Below are 15,092 nucleotides of genomic sequence, written 5' to 3' on the forward strand. Positions count from 1 at the left end.
TCCAATCTAGGGAGAACGGAGCAGCTGATCTTGAAGATTTCTGCTGTTTGATCCCGCTCAGGGGGCCAGTTGCCCGAGGGAGACACCGTGAACGCGCCGCACCCAGCGCGACAGGTGGCTCTGGTCGGCGAAGCCGGTACGGGCTGCGATTTCGGCGAAGCCAAAACGTCCGTCCCGAACGAGTTCGATCGCGCGTTGCAACCTGAGGTGCACGACGTAGCGGTGCGGCGTCACACCAATCGAGCGCGTGAAGACGCGGGTGAAGTGAAACGGGCTGCGTCCTGCCAGTTGCGCGAGGGCCTCGACCCCGATCGGCTCGTCGAGGTGAGCGTGGACATAGTCTCTGAGCCGGTCGAGCATGTCTTTGCCCAGCATGCCCCGTGCACGGCTTTCGTACGCTGTCGTGTGGCGGACGACCAGCGCGTCGATGAAGCGGCTGGCCACCTCGTTCCAGAAGAGCGGCCCGTTCGGATAGCCGTTCGCGCTTTCCAGTGCCAGGTTCCAGGCCAGATCGAGAAGGGCCTTGTCGTAGCCCGCCAGTTTTTCGATCAACCGTGCTTCGGGTGTCGAATCTTCTGCGGCTGCGAGCGCGAGCCTGCCCGGATCGATCACGACGAGAATGGCGTCGAGGCTTCCACTGGCGTCGGCGGCGCAGTCTATTCCCGCGGGACACACAGCGAGCGAACCCGCCGGCGGCGCATGATGAAGGACTCGTCCGGCCATGCGGCATTCAAAGGCCAATTGCTGCGACATCTGAAAGCAGACAAGGTGCTGCCGTAGCGTGGCGCTGAGGTGCGCTCCGCCGTGAAAGCGCACGCTGAGGACGGAAACGCCGCTTTCGCCCGGCGCGCTGCCGCCGGCCAGTGTCGTGGGCATGCCTCCGTCTTCCTGCGCGAGATATAGGTCATCGGGTCCTGTCATCATGTCCCGCGGGTTGCCATGCGTGCTTCCTGCGGCTCGTTGCGGGAACAGCAGGCAGAGCCTGGTGACGAACGCGGAAGGTCGATAGGATGGGGCGGCGGCGCAAGGCTCACTCTGTGCCGCATCCTGACGAAACACCCTGTCGTGGCGATTTATTCCGTGTCTTTCGTGATGCGAATTGGTATGACGAAAGGCGGCAGGTCCTGCGAATAGCGCGTCGTGGCGCAAGCAGACGCGTCTTCACGTACATCCAGACGGCGCGAGCACGTTCTGCAAAGGCGCGTGCATGAAGTGCCTGCGCCTCCTGACGACGAGGGAGCCGCGACAGGGCTTGTCGTCTTCGAAGGTCCGGCTCTCGAAAAGGAGGGTGCCTAACGATTTCCCGGTATCGAGACAGAGCGGACCGGCAATCATTCGTTCGGCACGGCCATCGCGCTGCTGACGAGCATTCATCCGACCGACGTGCAGGCGACGCTGTTTCTGATTCCCGCGTTGCGCGGGGTCGAACCGGAGTGAGGATCGGGAATGTAGCGTGCCGGCCGCCGTTTCCGGCGAGCCGGCACGGTGACCTGCTATTTCGAACGGTTGTTCATCCATACTCCGATGACGACCGCGCCGCAGGCCAGCACGAACGCAGCGAGATACGAGCCTGCGCTGATTTCGTGCGTGATGGCGGTCAACTTGCCGATTGCCGTGGGTGCCATCAGACTGCCGAGCTGGCCGATGCTCGAAATCAGTGCAATGGCGCCGGCGGACGCGGTTCCGGAAAGGAAGCTCGCCGGAATCGTCCAGAAGATCGCGGTGCACGAGAGATAGCCGATGGCGACGAGCGCGAGCCCGGCGATCGCCGGTACGAACGACGCGTGCGCCGTGCCGAGCAGCACCGCGCCCGCCGATGCCAGCAACGCGCAGCAGGCGAAGTGCATCGAGCGTTCGTTGCGAGCGTCGGAGTGGCGGCTCAGCGCCACCATGCCGATTGCGCCGATCAGATACGGCACCGCCGACACCAGCCCGATATGCCACGGATTGGACACGCCGGCGTTGCGGATCACGGAAGGCGCCCAGAAGTTCAGCACGCTGCCCGCCCACGTGATGGTGAAGTAGCCGAACGCGCACACATACACGCGCCAGTTGCGCAGGGCCGCTCCAAAATGCTCGGTGTGACTGGATGCCGCCGACCCGTTGCCCGCGATTTCCCGAGCGACGAGTTCCTTTTCCGCGGGCGAGAGCCAGCGCGCGGTTGCCGCCGAATCCGGCAGATACCATAGGGCGAAGATGCCGACCAGCACCGGCGGAATGCCTTCCAGCAGAAACAGCCATTGCCAGGCGTGCAGCGCATGCCAGCCTTCGGCGTTGCCGAGAATCCATCCGGAGATCGGGCCGCCCGTGATGCCCGCCACCGCAATGCCCAGCACGAAGGCGGACATCACCTTTGCGCGATGGCGGTCAGGGAACCACGACGTGAGGTAATACACGATGCCGGGGAAAAATCCCGCTTCGGCGATGCCGAGCGCGATTCGCGCGATGTAGAACTGCGTGGTGTTCTGCACGAACATCATCGACAGCGAGACGAGTCCCCACAGGACCATGATCCGTGCGATTGTCCGGCGCGCACCGATGCGCCGCAGCAGCAGGTTGCTCGGTACTTCAAAGAGCACGTAGCCGATATAGAACACGCCGACGCCAAGTCCGTACGACGCTTCCGTCAGCCCGATATCCGCCCTGAACTGCAGATGGGCGAAGCTGATGTTGACGCGGTCGATATAGTTGAGGACGTAGCAAAGAAAGAGGAACGGTATCAGCCGGCGCGCGATGCGGCCGAATATCCGGTCCGCGTCGGCCTCGAGCATGACGCCGCGATTGGCCGACAGAGTCGAGCCCGTGGTGCCGTCTTCCGCAAGCAGGGAATTCGTGGTTTCCATACCTGGGTCTCCATTTAATGTAGTCAGGGCGAAATCGAACCTGTGGTCCGGGTTCGCCGTCTGGTCTGGGTCGGTGTAGCGGGTGTCGCGGGGGGCGCGGGGGTCGTATCGGGGGACCGCCGGCAATTCAGTGATCCTGCTCCGCCTGCTGCGGCGAAGCGGATTCAGCCGCGAGCCGTGCCCGCAACGGTCCCAGCACTTCATCGTTGTGCTCGCCGAGCGTCGGCGGCGCGACGACGTCGGTCGTTCGCTTGCCGTCGAAGGTCACGGGCGGGCGGACCGTGCGAAAGCTGCCCATCGTCGGATGCTCGGACTGCACGAGCAATTCCAGATGCTTCGCCTGGGGGTCCTCGAGCGCTTCGCTTGCGTCGTACATCGGCGCGTGCGGGACGTCGTGCTGCTCGAGCCGGTCGCACCACTCCGCGCGGTCGCGAAGGATGAAGATGTCGCCCAGAATCCCGATCAGCGCCTCCTGATTGGCGATGCGGCCCGACCGTTCGGCAAAGCGCGGGTCGTCGAGCAGCGCCGGGCGTTCCAGCGCGTTCGCGAGGCCCGTCCAGAACTTCTCCGGCGACGACATGTGCAGCGCGAGCCATTTGCCGTCCGCGCATTTCATCACATACGACTGAGATACGCTTGGACGGCTGTACGGCCCCATCAGCTCGCCCACCGAATAGAAATGCGTGAACGCATCCAGGTTGAAATGGCTCATGGCTTCGAGCATCGAGACTTCCACCTTGCGTCCGACGCCGGTCCGGTTGCGCTCGTGAAGCGCGCCGAGAATGCCGTAGGCGGCGTAGAAGCCGGTCAGCGAATCCGCGATCGCCGGGCCCACCACGCGAGGATTCTCGGGGTTGACGAGCAGCCCGAGAAAGCCGCTCGCTGCCTGCGCAACCGAGTCATAGGCGGGCCGTCCGGCCGCGGGGCCCGTCTGGCCGAAGCCGCTGATCGCGCAGTAGATGAGCCGCGGATTGATCTCGCGCAGGCGTTCGTAGCCGGCGTTGAGCCGGTCGGCCGCGCCGGGGCGGAAATTCTGGATGTAGACGTCGGCGTCGCGAATGAGATCATCGAAGAGCGCGAGGTCGGTCGCGTCCTTGGTGTTCAGGGTGACGCTGCGCTTGTTGCGGTTGTACGTCTGATAGTGCGGGCTATAGAGTCCGCCCTTGAAAGCGCGAAACGGATCGCCGGTTTCGGGTTGCTCGATCTTGACCACGTCGGCGCCGAGGTCGCCCAGCAGCATGCCGGCTGCGGGCCCCGTGATGAAGGTGCCTTGCTCCAGCACGCGCACACCTTCGAGAACTTTTGTCATGCCACCGCTCCAGTGATGCGCTGCCCGGTTGCGTCTGCGGCAGCGCACGGATATCGAAAGAATCAGGCGCCGGGAACGAAGCCTTCGGGTGCGTCGCCGTCGAATACGAGTTCGCGGGTCGCCTGATACGACAGGGCAAAGCCGATCGAACGCGACATTTCTTCAGTCAAATGACCGATGAGGCCCGCTGTCCGCGCGAGGATCGGCACGCCCTTGAGCGCGCCCGCCGGGAAGCCGACGCCCAGCAGCACCGCCGGAATCGCCGCCGACACGTTGAGCATCAGCGACTTCCCATAGATGCCGGGAAGCACCGCTTCGATCGCTTCGGCGATCCGCACGAAAGTCATGTCGGCGCCATTGCGCTCGGCCACGCTGAACAGCGCGCCGACGCGCGGGTCGCGCGACTTGTGCAGCGGATGGCCATAGCCGGGGATGGCGCGCCGCGCCTCACGGTACTCGGCGACCACGGCGCTCGCCGCGCGGGCGAAGTCGCCGTCCGGCTGCGCGCGCTCGCGCACTTCCTCCAGCAGCCGGCCGCAGGTTTCCGCGGCGCCGAGGATGACCGACCCGCAGCCCAGGATGCCCGCGGCCACGGCGCCCTGCAGGGCGTCGGGTGCCGCGGCGAGCGTCATGCGGCTCGCCTGCACGCTCGGCACGAGGCCGTGCTCGGCGATCGCGACGAGGGTGGCGTCGAGCACCGCCGTGACGGCCGGTGTCGGCATCTGGCCGGTCACGAGCAGATAAAAGTAATCGGTGAACGAGATCTTGCCGATCAGTTCACCCGCCAGATCGCGCCCGCGCACGACGATCGTTTGTTCGTTCGACGTCGAAATGGCGGTGCGAGGTATCGTTTCCTTGCCGATCTTCATGAGTGCGTCCGTAGTGTTTCCCGCTGGATCGAGGCAGGCACCGTGATGCCTGTCTGGTGCAGATGAGTCTACGGCGACGCCATCATCGACAGAAATGATGTTTTTAACTGATAATCCATCGATGTCATCGATGGTCCACGCCTGGATGCAGGTGGCAGGCGCCCCGCCTCCGGCCCGGGCGGTTGATCGGCAAACCGGCTGGAGCTTTCATGGAACTGCGTCACCTTCGCTACTTCGTTGCGCTCGCCGAGCAGTTGAACTTCACCGCGGCGGCCGGAAAGGTGCATGTCACGCAATCGACGTTGTCCCACCAGATCCGGCAGCTCGAAGACGAACTCGGCTGCCGCCTGTTCGACCGCGAGAACAAGCGCGTGACGATGACGCAAACCGGCGAGGCGTTTCTCGAACGCGTGCAGAATGCGCTGCGTGAAGTCGACGAAGGCATCTGGGCCGCGCGCCTTGCGGCCGACGAAATGAGCGGGGTCGTACGCATCGGCACGACGCACACGTTCAACATGCGGATCATTCCGCGCTGCGTGTCGCTGTTTCTGTCGAGCCATCCGTCCGTTCGCGTCAACGTGATGGAGATGTCGGGCGACGATATCGCGGCGGCCCTGCTGCGCGGCGAGCTGGACATCGGCGTGACCTACAAGCCGCGAGACGCTTCGCAGTTGCGCTTCGAGCCGTTGTACAGCGAGGAACTGCTGCTTGCGGTCGGGGAGAGTCATCCGTTTGCTCAGCGCCGCTTCGTGCGCACGGCCGAGCTTCACTTGCAGCGAGTCGTGCTGCTGCCGCCCACCTATGCCACGCGCACGCTGCTCGACGAATGCTTCAGGATGGCGAACGCGACGCCGGTCGTGGTCGCCGAGATGAACGCGATCGCGCCGATGATGGAACTCGTGAGCGTGACGGACATTGCGGCCATCGTGTCGGAGCATGCCCTGCGACGCGACGACGTGCGCGTGATCCCGCTTGAAAGCCCGACGCCCGTGCGATCGCCCGGGCTTCTCTGGCGCAGCGACGAAGCGCGTTCGCCCGCGGCGCGTGCCTTCGCGTCGGTCATCCGCACGGTCAGCAATGGCGAAGGGGCCAGCAAGCGTCGGCGCAGGGATCGCAAGCCCGCGCCCGCGAAACGGGGCACGAAGGCTTGACCGGCCGAGCCTCGTGCCGGGACCGCTACTGACGGGCGGTCAGGCGGCTCGCGTGTGTTGGTCGATCGCGGCTGACGCACGGCTCGATTTGAATGCATGAGGCGCGAAACGCGAGCCGCATCATGGTGGCGCTTCGGGACGTCACTACGGATACAGGCACGCGCCCTTTCCTGTCATCGAGTCGCGCGTTGCGCGGACGATCCCGGCCTTCGCTACGTCATGTACAGCGTGATCAGGAAGATCGCAAATCGATAGCCGAGGACGATGACCCCCGCCAATAGCGCCATGCCCATTGCTCTCAGAAGGCGCGTGACACCGCGGGAGCCGAACACCGGTCCCGCAGCGAGATAGGCATAGCTGCCGCAGACGCCGAGATTGACGATCGACAGGACCTTGTCCACCACGGGCGAACCCAGTCCGAGGCCGCCCAGACGGACATGGATCGCGGCGACTGCCAGCGCGAAAGAAAACAGCAACAGCAGGAACGTGTAGAGGTGGAGGGAGAAATACACATACGTGACGAACGGTCTGCGCGCGAGAACAAACGACAGCCACAGCAGCGACGCGAAGGGTACCACCATGAGAATGATCAGCGACTTGGCGTTGAGCACGGCGGCCCGGTCGAAGACGGGGGTGTACTGCGTCAGGTTCGTGCGCAGCGCCGCGACATGCTCGGCCACCAGTGACTGCGCGAGCGCACTCCAGTCCTGATGATGAAGATGGGAGTCGAGCGTGGAGCCGAAGATTTGCGTGTCGGTCAGCGACTGCATCGCGAAGAAGAACGCGTTTGCAAGGAGAAAAAGCTGAAAGGGCGGAACATAGGGCATGCGCTGCCCGTTCAGATGCGCGAGCGTCAGTTCGCCAGGATGACGGAGCAGGGACCACACCGTTCGAAGCAGGCGCCCGTCGATGCTGGTCGCGGCGTGCAGCACCTTGGCCGCGATGCCGCGCAGTGTCAGGTCCGGCGGCCTCAGCGGGCTTTCGCCGCACTGCGGGCAGAATGGCGTGCTGATCCGGAGCCTGCACGTCGGACATGTCCAGGGTTCTGGCGCAGACATGATTTCCTCCGGTGGATCGTCGTACGAGCCAGCTTCGAGCGTACTCCACACGAGTGGCCGTATCTGATTCGAGGGGCGGCGCGCATGGCCGAACCGGTTGTTGGCACGCAGCGGCCCGGGACAGCGCCCGCCCGCGCGCTCACACGCATTGTCATATCATGTTCGCTTCCCGGCGAAAGCGCGCAAAAGGCAGATCGACATGACAGATCACGGCAACCCGCTGTTACGCGACTGGCAAGAGCACTACGGATTGCCTCCCTTCGAGCAGATCCGGGTCGAACACTTCGCACCTGCCTTCGCTGTGCTGTTCGAGCAGCATCTGGCGGAGATTGATGCACTGGCTGAAAACCCGTCCGTGCCCACGTTCGGGAACACCGTGGCCGCGTTCGATGCCGCCGGTGCCGCGCTGGATCGCGTGCGGCTGACGTTCGAGAATCTGTGCTCGTCCGAGTCGCCACCGGCCCTGCAGGCGGTGGAGCGCGAGATGGCGCCGCTCCTCGCGGCGCACGACAGCAAGGTGACGATGCACGCAGGCTTCTTTGCCAGGCTCGATGCCGTCCACCGGCAAGCCGATGCGCTGGAGCTGAACGAAGAGCAGCGCCGTCTGCTGCAACGCCTGCATACCGATTTCGTGCGCACGGGCGCGACGCTGCAAGGGGCTGCACGTGAGTGCTTCGCCGCGATCGCCACGCAGCTCGCCGATCTGCATACGCGCTTCTCGCAGAACATCCTCGCGGACGAATCGAGCTTCCAGTTGCCGTTGGCATCCGATGCCGATCTGGCCGGTCTGCCCGATTTCCTGCGTCAGGCCGCACGCGGCGCTGCACAGGAGCGCGGCGTGGAGGGCTACGTGATCACGCTCTCGCGTTCACTCGTGCAGCCGTTTCTCACGTGGTCGACGCGTCGTGACCTGCGCGAAGCCGCGTGGCGCGCGTGGACCGCGCGTGGCGAAACACCCGGACGCGACAACCGGCCGCTGGCTCGCGAAATACTGGCGCTGCGGCAGGAGCAGGCGCGCCTGCTCGGCTACGAAACCTTCGCCGATTACGCGCTCTCCGACCGCATGGCGGGCAGCGCTTCCGCTGTCCATGAATTGCTTGGCCGCGTATGGGAGCCGGCGAAAGCCAGTGTCGAACGGGAGCGGCAGGCGCTGGTTTCGCAGGCCGCCGCGCTCGGTGAGCCGACAGATGTCGAGCCGTGGGACTGGTACTACCTGGCCGAGAAAGTGCGCGCCAGCCGGTTCGCGCTCGACGATGCGCAAGTGAAACCGTATTTCAGCCTCGATGCGATGCTCAACGCAATGTTCGATTGCGCGCAACGCCTGTTCGGCGTGCAGTTCGTCGAGCAAACCGGTGCGCCGCTCTATCATCCTGACGTGCGCCTGTGGGAAGTGCGTCGCGGCAATGAGCGGGTGGGCCTGTTCCTCGGTGACAACTTCGCGCGCCCCAACAAGCAGGGTGGTGCGTGGATGCACGTTTATCGCAGGCAGACGCGCAACGGCGGCAGGGTCGAGCCGATCGTGGTGAACAACAACAACTTCTCGCGCGTGGACGACGGCCCGACGCTGCTAAGTTTCGACGACGTCCGCACGCTCTTTCACGAGTTCGGCCACGGCCTGCATGGCCTGCTGTCCGACGTGAACTATGGTCGCCTGTCGGGCACCAATGTCCCGCGAGACTACGTGGAACTCCCTTCGCAACTGATGGAGAATTGGGCCACCGTGCCGGAAGTGCTGACAAGGCATGCGCGTCACGTGACGACCGGAGAGCCGATTCCGGCGGCGCTCGTCGAGCGCATCAGGGCGTCGCAGACTTTCAATCAGGGCTTCGAGACCGTGGCCTATACCGCGTCGGCCCTGATCGACATGGCGCTGCATCTGCAAAGCGACCCGGCGGGCGTCGACATCGCCCGCTTCGAAACGGAGGAGCGCGCGCATCTCGGCGTGCCGCCTGAGGTGGGCATGCGGCACCGGCTGCCGCACTTCGGCCATGTCTTCAGCGGCGCCTACTATGCGGCGGGCTATTACGTCTACATGTGGGCGGAAGTGCTGGAGGCCGAGGCGTTCGACGCATTCGAAGAAGCCGGTAACGCATTCGATCCCGTGCTGGCCGACAAGCTGAAGCGCTGCATCTATAGCGCCGGCGACAGCCGCGAGCAACGCGCCGCGTTTCGCGCATTTCGAGGCCGTGATCCGCGAGTCGAGCCGATGTTGCGCAAGCGAGGCCTGTTGCCGCAGTGATGTGCGTGCGGTGAATGGCGAGCCCTGGTTGAGCGGTTTAGCCCGGCGCTCGACATCATCGACGGGATGCTTACCCGATCCTGTAGATGCCGGCAGCCGTGTCGTGCAGCAGCTGGCGCTTCTCCGGCGGGCTGAAGTCCGCTATCACGTCGAGATACGCGCCATAGAGATGCTGGAAACTGCAGGCGAGCTTGCAGACCGGCAGGTGACTCGCGAACATGCTGCGTGCGGGGCCGAAAATATCGATGGCCTGAAGGATCCACGGCCGCACCTGCTCGACCGTCCAGTGGATGCCGAAGATGCATTCCAGTCCGAAGATCTTGATCGCGACGTTCGGACACGTGCCAACGGCGGCGAGTTCGCGCTGCCACGTTGCCTCGCCCGCTCTCGTCAGGTCGAGGGGCCAGCCCATCACGGGCAGCACGAACTGGATATCCGGATAGGCCGCGGCCACGGCGGCGAACTCGCGCAGCTGGGGTGCGAATATCTCGATCTCGCAGACGAGGCCGCGGCCGCGAAGCGAAGCAATGCCCCGCTGCCACGCTGCTTCGGACAGAAGACCGGCATGCCGCGCGTAACGCAGCCGCGGGTTCGCCGGATGCCAGCCCATGTGCTGGCGCACGCTTCTGACGCGTCGCGCGCCAGCATAGGCATCCAGCGTGCGTTTCAAATCGGGGCTGAGAAAATCGACTGAGGCAATCATGCCGGCGGGGCGCTCGCTCGCCTGCAACACATCATCCGCCCATTGCACTTCAGCGAGCGGATCGTCGGAGATGAACTCCGCCCAAACGGTTCCGGAAACGTTCAGGCCCTGGGTGTCGCGCGCATAATCGTCGGGCAAATACACGGTCGGCAACGCGCTGTAATCGCCGACGAGATCCTCGAAGCCGGCACTCCGCTGCGCAAACACAGGGTAGTGCAAACGCCGGGTGTCGTAGAAGTGCTGGTGGCAATCGAGGATGGGGAGGCTGTCGTCGTTCATGCCGCGTTTCCACTTCGAGATGGATTGCGCCTGCGTCGCTCGCGCCTGCGGGTGCTCTGGCCACACAAGACTAGCACGCTTGCCCGCCGTTCTTTTCGAACTTCTCCAAAGCCCGAAGGCCGGCGCCCGGCCTGCCCGAATGTTCAACCCGCGACGCACATGTTACTCGCCCGCCGGAGAGTCGGTGAAAGCACGAGCGTCGCGCCCCGCACCGGCGAGGGCCCGGGGCCGAGCCGCTCGCTCATTCTGCGGCGCGGGCTCCGGTGGCGGGCGCAACGCAAGACGGCACGAGCAGCATTGCGCACAGCACGCTGCCCAGGCTCATCGCCGCGATGACGGCGCCCATCGGCCAGGGCGTGCCTTCCGCGAGGACGCCGACCAGCGCCGACCCGAGAATGCCCGTGCCGTACTGGATCGCCCCGACCAGCGCCGACACGGAGCCCGCGCGTTCCGGAAAGCTGCCGAGCGCGCCGGCAATCGAATTGGCGACAATGAACCCTGTCGCCGAGACGAACAGAAAGAGCGGAATCACGAGGCCGGGAAGTCCGCCCCAGCCCGTCCATGAGTCGATCGCGAGCAGCCCGCCCGCGATTGCCGCGCCAAGCGTGCCGATCCGCATCAGCCGGTCGCCGCCCATTTTTCGCACGAGCCTCGCGTTGATCTGGTTCGTGAGCATGATGCCCACGATGCCCGCCGCGAAAAGCACGCCGTAGAGCTGCGGCGAGACGTGGTGATACGTGATGTACGCGAACGGCGTGCCCGCGATATACGCATACATGCCGCCATAGAAGAATCATCCCGCACCCGCGTAGCCCAGCACCCGGCGATTCCGGAGCAGTTGCGCGTACGTGGCGAACGCGCGCCCGAGCGGCGCGTGGTTGCGGCGCGGCGGCGGCAGTGTTTCCGGCAGCGCTCGGAGGGCGGCCAGGGTCGCCAGTCCGACGCCCGCGAGCGTCCAGAAGATCGCGCGCCACGACGCCACCTGAAGGATGAGCCCGCCCGCGCTCGGGCCGAGCAGCGGCGCGATCGCCATGACCGTCATCAGCGTCGACATCATCTGGGCGGCCCGGTGGCCGGCGTACAGGTCACGCACCATCGCGCGCGCAAGCACGACGCTGGCGCACGCACCCACGGCCTGCACCGCGCGCCAGCCGATGAGCATCGGCGCGTCGGTCGAGAGCGCGCAGCCCGCCGAACCGAGGATGAGCAGCACGAGGCCAATGGCGATCGGCAGGCGCCGCCCGTACCGGTCGCCTATGGGTCCCCACAGAAACTGGCCGAGGCTGAAGCCGATCAGGTAGCCCGAGATCGTCAGCTCGACGGCACCGTGACCCGCATGCAGGGCTTGCGCCATTGCCGGCAGGGCGGGCAGATAGAGGTCCGTCGAAATCGACGCGAAAGCCATCAGCAAGCTCAGGATCGCGAGGATGCGCAGCCCGTGCCGGTTCGCGCTCTGGCGGCCCTCGGCGCTGGCGAGGGAGGACGTCGCGCTTTCTGCGGCTTCGCGTGCAAACGTGCCCGGTTGAGCAGAAGGCTGATTGTTCAACGGCATGGTTCGGGGTTCTCGATGGCGACCGGCGACACGCCAGTGTGGGCAGACAGGCGGCGCGCGCAACGTTGCGCGCGTCATGGACGGCGCAAAAGAACATTGTTCGGCCGCCGACTGGGGTCGAGCCTACGCTGCTGTGCGTGGCTCAACAATACGGCTACAATTTCGCGGGGCTTTGAAGAATATTCAACTATGCTGCGTGCCGGTCTGTCTGAACTTACCGTTTTCGTTGCGATTGCGCACCAGCGAAGCTTCAGCGCGGCTGCGCGCACGCTGGGGGTGTCGGCATCCGCGCTGAGCCACGCGATGCGCGGTCTCGAAGCGAAACTCGACGTGCGCCTGTTCAACCGCACGACCCGCTCGGTCGCGCTCACCGAAGCGGGTCAGCAGCTTCTGCGCCGCGTGGTGCCGGCCATGGCCGACCTCGAAGACGCCGTGAACGAGGTCGCTTCCGCACGCGATCGTCCTTCCGGCTCGATCCGGATCAGCGCCTCCGAAAACGCCGCGAAGCCGCTTGTCCGGCATGTGCTGCCCGAGTTCCTCGTGGCGTATCCGGACATCCACGTGGAATTCGTCGTCGATACGCGTCTCGTCGACATCGTGGCCGACGGATTCGATGCGGGCATCCGTGTCCTGCAGGACGTGCCGCGCGATATGGTCGCCGTCCGCTTCGGCCCAGACATGCGGTTCGCCGCGGTGGCGTCGCCCGGATACCTGGCGCGTCACGATCTGCCCGAGACACCGAACGACCTCGCCCGGCACCGATGCATCCGCTTTCGCTTCGCGAGCGGCGCGCTGTATCGATGGGATCTGGAAAGCCAGGGCAAGAGCGCGAGCGTGGACGTCGACGGCCCGATGACGCTCGGCAATCTGAACCTGATGGTCGAGGCGGCGCTTGCCGGCATCGGCGTCGCGTGGGTTCCGGACTATCTCGTGACCGAGCATCTGACGGCGGGCCGGCTCGTGCAACTGCTTCCCGAGTGGAGCCCGTCATTTCCGGGCCTGTGCCTGTATTACCCGGCCAATCGTCATCCTCCCACCGCGCTCAGGCTATTCGCGCAGGCGGTGCGGGATTGGGCCAAGCATCCGTAATCGCACGCCGCCGGCACGCTGCCAGCACGCGGCGACCCGGCCCGCTGCGCGGCCTTTCCGAACGCTTGCGCCCACGAGCCCCGAGCCCCGAGCCCCGAGCCGTAAGACGCGCAGCGCACAGGCGCGGCATTGATGAATGCGCTTCACAACCTCTTGCAGCTTCAGGCACCTAGTCGCGCACGGCCGTGCACAGTAACCTCGACAGCGGCGCGCATTTTGCCTTGACGCGCGCACACGCGGCCCGGGTGGAGCGTGCTTCGCCAGGCGTCGCCACAGTCAGCGGACCGCCATTAATACCTCGATGAAACGTATCGCCGCATCGGCCATATGGGTATGGCTGCGTGCGCAGCATCTTCGCCCGATGAATGTGTCAGCACGAAAGGATTCGACTACATGGAAAAGCTCAGCGACATCAAGATTTCACGGCGCAGCCTGTTGAAAATGGGCGCGGCATCCGCGACCGCGGTTGCCGTTCCCGCCGTCTCCGCGACGCAGGATGCCGCCGCCGGTGCGTCGGCGCCAGCGGCCCGGCCGCCCGTCACGTCGAAGCTGTCTTTCAGCGTGAACGGCAAGCTCCAGCATCTTGAACTCGATACGCGCACCACGCTTCTGGACGCGTTGCGCGAGCACCTGCACCTCACCGGCACGAAGAAGGGCTGCGATCATGGGCAGTGCGGCGCCTGCACGGTGATCGTCGGCGGGCGGCGGATCAACTCGTGCCTGACGCTCGCCGTCATGCAGCAGGGCGCAAGCGTGACGACCATCGAAGGGCTCGGCACCCGTTCCGATCTTCACCCGATGCAGGCGGCCTTCGTGAAGCACGACGGCTACCAGTGCGGCTACTGCACGCCGGGCCAGATCTGTTCGGCCGTCGCGGTGCTCGATGAAATCCGCCGCGGCATCCCGAGCCACGTGAGCGCCGACCTCAATGCACGGCCGCAGGCGACGGCTGCGGAGGTGCGCGAGCGCATGAGCGGCAACATCTGCCGCTGCGGGGCCTACTCCAACATTGCGGTCGCCATCGCCGAAGTGGCCGGAGGCCAGGCATGATCGCCTTCAGCTACGATCGCGCGCACACGCCTGCCGAGGCGGCCGCCGCCGCAGAGCGCATTGCGGGCGCCAAGTTCATTGCGGGCGGCACCAATCTGCTGGACCTGATGAAGCTCGGCATCGAGACGCCGACGCACCTGATCGACGTGAACGGCCTCGGGCTCGACAAGATCGAAGCCACGCCCGAAGGCGGCCTGCGGATCGGCGCACTCGTGCGCAACACCGATCTCGCCGCCGATCCGCGCGTGCGGCGCGACTATGGCGTGCTGTCGCGCGCGCTGCTGGCGGGCGCCTCCGGCCAGCTGCGCAACATGGCGACGACCGCCGGCAACCTGCTGCAGCGCACCCGTTGCCCCTATTTCTACGACACCAACCAGCCGTGCAACAAGCGCGCGCCCGGCAGCGGGTGCGCGGCGATCGGCGGGTTCAGCCGGCAGCACGCCGTGGTGGGCGTCAGCACCGCTTGCATTGCGACGCATCCGAGCGACATGGCCGTCGCGATGCGCGTGCTCGACGCAACCGTGGCAACCGTGCGCCCCGACGGGTCGGTGCGCACCATAACGATCGCCGACTTCCATCGGCTGCCCGGCGATACGCCGCATATCGAGACCGTGCTCGAGCGCGGCGAACTGATCACCGCGGTCACGCTGCCCAAGCCGCTTGGCGGCGTGCAGTCGTATCGCAAGGTGCGGGACCGCGCGTCCTACGCATTCGCGCTCGTGTCCGTGGCTGCCATCGTGCAGCGGGACGGAACCGGGCGCGTAGCATTGGGCGGCGTGGCCCACAAGCCGTGGCGCGTCGAAGCCGCCGAAGCCGCCATGCCGCGCGGCGCCAGGGCCGTTACCGATCAACTGCTGGCGGGCGCCACGCCGACCGACGAAAACGCGTTCAAGCTGGCGCTGGCCGAACGCACGCTCGGCGCGGTACTGGCACAGGCAAAGGGGTGAAGC

The 15,092-nt window shown here is 65.7% G+C and carries 11 protein-coding genes and 1 pseudogene; 5 read left to right on the forward strand and 7 right to left on the reverse strand.

All coding sequences use genetic code 11. The features are described from left to right. Window positions 1-57 precede the first annotated feature (57 nt). The 4 genes from BG61_RS14100 to BG61_RS14115 all read right to left on the reverse strand — a co-directional run bounded on the left by BG61_RS14100 (window position 58) and on the right by BG61_RS14115 (window position 5,021). Window positions 58-876 (reverse strand): helix-turn-helix domain-containing protein, encoded by an 819-nt coding sequence (locus tag BG61_RS14100; RefSeq protein WP_158447211.1) that lies wholly within the window; start codon window positions 874-876, stop codon window positions 58-60. Window positions 877-1,493: 617 nt separating this feature from the next. Continuing rightward, on the reverse strand, window positions 1,494-2,843 hold the full coding sequence (locus tag BG61_RS14105; RefSeq protein WP_051672509.1) for an MFS transporter: 1,350 nt from the start codon (window positions 2,841-2,843) through the stop codon (window positions 1,494-1,496). Window positions 2,844-2,970: 127 nt separating this feature from the next. Beyond that, a complete protein-coding gene (locus tag BG61_RS14110) occupies window positions 2,971-4,152 on the reverse strand; it encodes a CaiB/BaiF CoA transferase family protein (protein WP_035934529.1) in 1,182 nt (393 codons plus the stop codon). 62 nt (window positions 4,153-4,214) lie between these two features. Next, a complete protein-coding gene (locus BG61_RS14115) occupies window positions 4,215-5,021 on the reverse strand; it encodes a citryl-CoA lyase (protein WP_035934530.1) in 807 nt (268 codons plus the stop codon). A gap of 209 nt (window positions 5,022-5,230) precedes the next feature. On the opposite strand from BG61_RS14115, the gene BG61_RS14120 reads away from it, so the two are divergent. Then, complete coding sequence (locus BG61_RS14120; protein WP_035934532.1) at window positions 5,231-6,172, forward strand: LysR substrate-binding domain-containing protein; 942 nt, start codon at window positions 5,231-5,233, stop codon at window positions 6,170-6,172. Between the two features lie 212 nt (window positions 6,173-6,384). Here the strand turns inward: BG61_RS14120 and BG61_RS14125 are convergent, their stop codons facing one another. Then, a complete protein-coding gene (locus tag BG61_RS14125; protein WP_035934647.1) occupies window positions 6,385-7,230 on the reverse strand; it encodes a DUF3667 domain-containing protein in 846 nt (281 codons plus the stop codon). Between the two features lie 199 nt (window positions 7,231-7,429). Here BG61_RS14125 and BG61_RS14130 point away from each other — a divergent pair, with 199 nt between their 5' ends. After that, the gene (locus tag BG61_RS14130; protein WP_035934534.1) at window positions 7,430-9,469 is read left to right on the forward strand and encodes a M3 family metallopeptidase; all 2,040 of its coding nucleotides are present in this window, start codon (window positions 7,430-7,432) and stop codon (window positions 9,467-9,469) included. A gap of 70 nt (window positions 9,470-9,539) precedes the next feature. On the opposite strand, the gene BG61_RS14135 is transcribed toward BG61_RS14130, so the two are convergent. After that, entirely contained in the window at window positions 9,540-10,451 is a 912-nt protein-coding gene (locus BG61_RS14135) for an amidohydrolase family protein (protein ID WP_035934536.1), read from the reverse strand. Between the two features lie 241 nt (window positions 10,452-10,692). After that, window positions 10,693-11,856, reverse strand: a pseudogene (locus tag BG61_RS44820) (multidrug effflux MFS transporter). A gap of 336 nt (window positions 11,857-12,192) precedes the next feature. Here BG61_RS44820 and BG61_RS14145 point away from each other — a divergent pair. From BG61_RS14145 to BG61_RS14155, 3 genes are all read left to right on the forward strand, one after another. Next, window positions 12,193-13,092 (forward strand): LysR family transcriptional regulator, encoded by a 900-nt coding sequence (locus tag BG61_RS14145; protein WP_035934538.1) that lies wholly within the window; start codon window positions 12,193-12,195, stop codon window positions 13,090-13,092. Window positions 13,093-13,485: 393 nt separating this feature from the next. Continuing rightward, on the forward strand, window positions 13,486-14,142 hold the full coding sequence (gene paoA / locus BG61_RS14150; protein ID WP_035934539.1) for an aldehyde dehydrogenase iron-sulfur subunit PaoA: 657 nt from the start codon (window positions 13,486-13,488) through the stop codon (window positions 14,140-14,142). Continuing rightward, entirely contained in the window at window positions 14,139-15,089 is a 951-nt protein-coding gene (locus BG61_RS14155) for an FAD binding domain-containing protein (RefSeq protein ID WP_035934541.1), read from the forward strand. The genes paoA and BG61_RS14155 overlap by 4 nt, the downstream gene beginning before the upstream one ends. The last annotated feature ends 3 nt before the right edge of the window (window positions 15,090-15,092 follow it).

Source organism: Caballeronia glathei (assembly GCF_000698595.1).
GTDB classification, from domain to species: domain Bacteria; phylum Pseudomonadota; class Gammaproteobacteria; order Burkholderiales; family Burkholderiaceae; genus Caballeronia; species Caballeronia glathei.

What these genes read in the sequence shown, in the direction of transcription:
- BG61_RS14100 (WP_158447211.1), bottom strand. Translation starts at nt 876, where the DNA reads ATGCCCACGACACTGGCCGGCGGCAGCGCGCCGGGCGAAAGCGGCGTT.
- BG61_RS14105 (WP_051672509.1), bottom strand. Translation starts at nt 2,843, where the DNA reads ATGGAAACCACGAATTCCCTGCTTGCGGAAGACGGCACCACGGGCTCG.
- BG61_RS14110 (WP_035934529.1), bottom strand. Translation starts at nt 4,152, where the DNA reads ATGACAAAAGTTCTCGAAGGTGTGCGCGTGCTGGAGCAAGGCACCTTC.
- BG61_RS14115 (WP_035934530.1), bottom strand. Translation starts at nt 5,021, where the DNA reads ATGAAGATCGGCAAGGAAACGATACCTCGCACCGCCATTTCGACGTCG.
- BG61_RS14120 (WP_035934532.1), top strand. Translation starts at nt 5,231, where the DNA reads ATGGAACTGCGTCACCTTCGCTACTTCGTTGCGCTCGCCGAGCAGTTG.
- BG61_RS14125 (WP_035934647.1), bottom strand. Translation starts at nt 7,230, where the DNA reads ATGTCTGCGCCAGAACCCTGGACATGTCCGACGTGCAGGCTCCGGATC.
- BG61_RS14130 (WP_035934534.1), top strand. Translation starts at nt 7,430, where the DNA reads ATGACAGATCACGGCAACCCGCTGTTACGCGACTGGCAAGAGCACTAC.
- BG61_RS14135 (WP_035934536.1), bottom strand. Translation starts at nt 10,451, where the DNA reads ATGAACGACGACAGCCTCCCCATCCTCGATTGCCACCAGCACTTCTAC.
- BG61_RS14145 (WP_035934538.1), top strand. Translation starts at nt 12,193, where the DNA reads ATGCTGCGTGCCGGTCTGTCTGAACTTACCGTTTTCGTTGCGATTGCG.
- paoA (WP_035934539.1), top strand. Translation starts at nt 13,486, where the DNA reads ATGGAAAAGCTCAGCGACATCAAGATTTCACGGCGCAGCCTGTTGAAA.
- BG61_RS14155 (WP_035934541.1), top strand. Translation starts at nt 14,139, where the DNA reads ATGATCGCCTTCAGCTACGATCGCGCGCACACGCCTGCCGAGGCGGCC.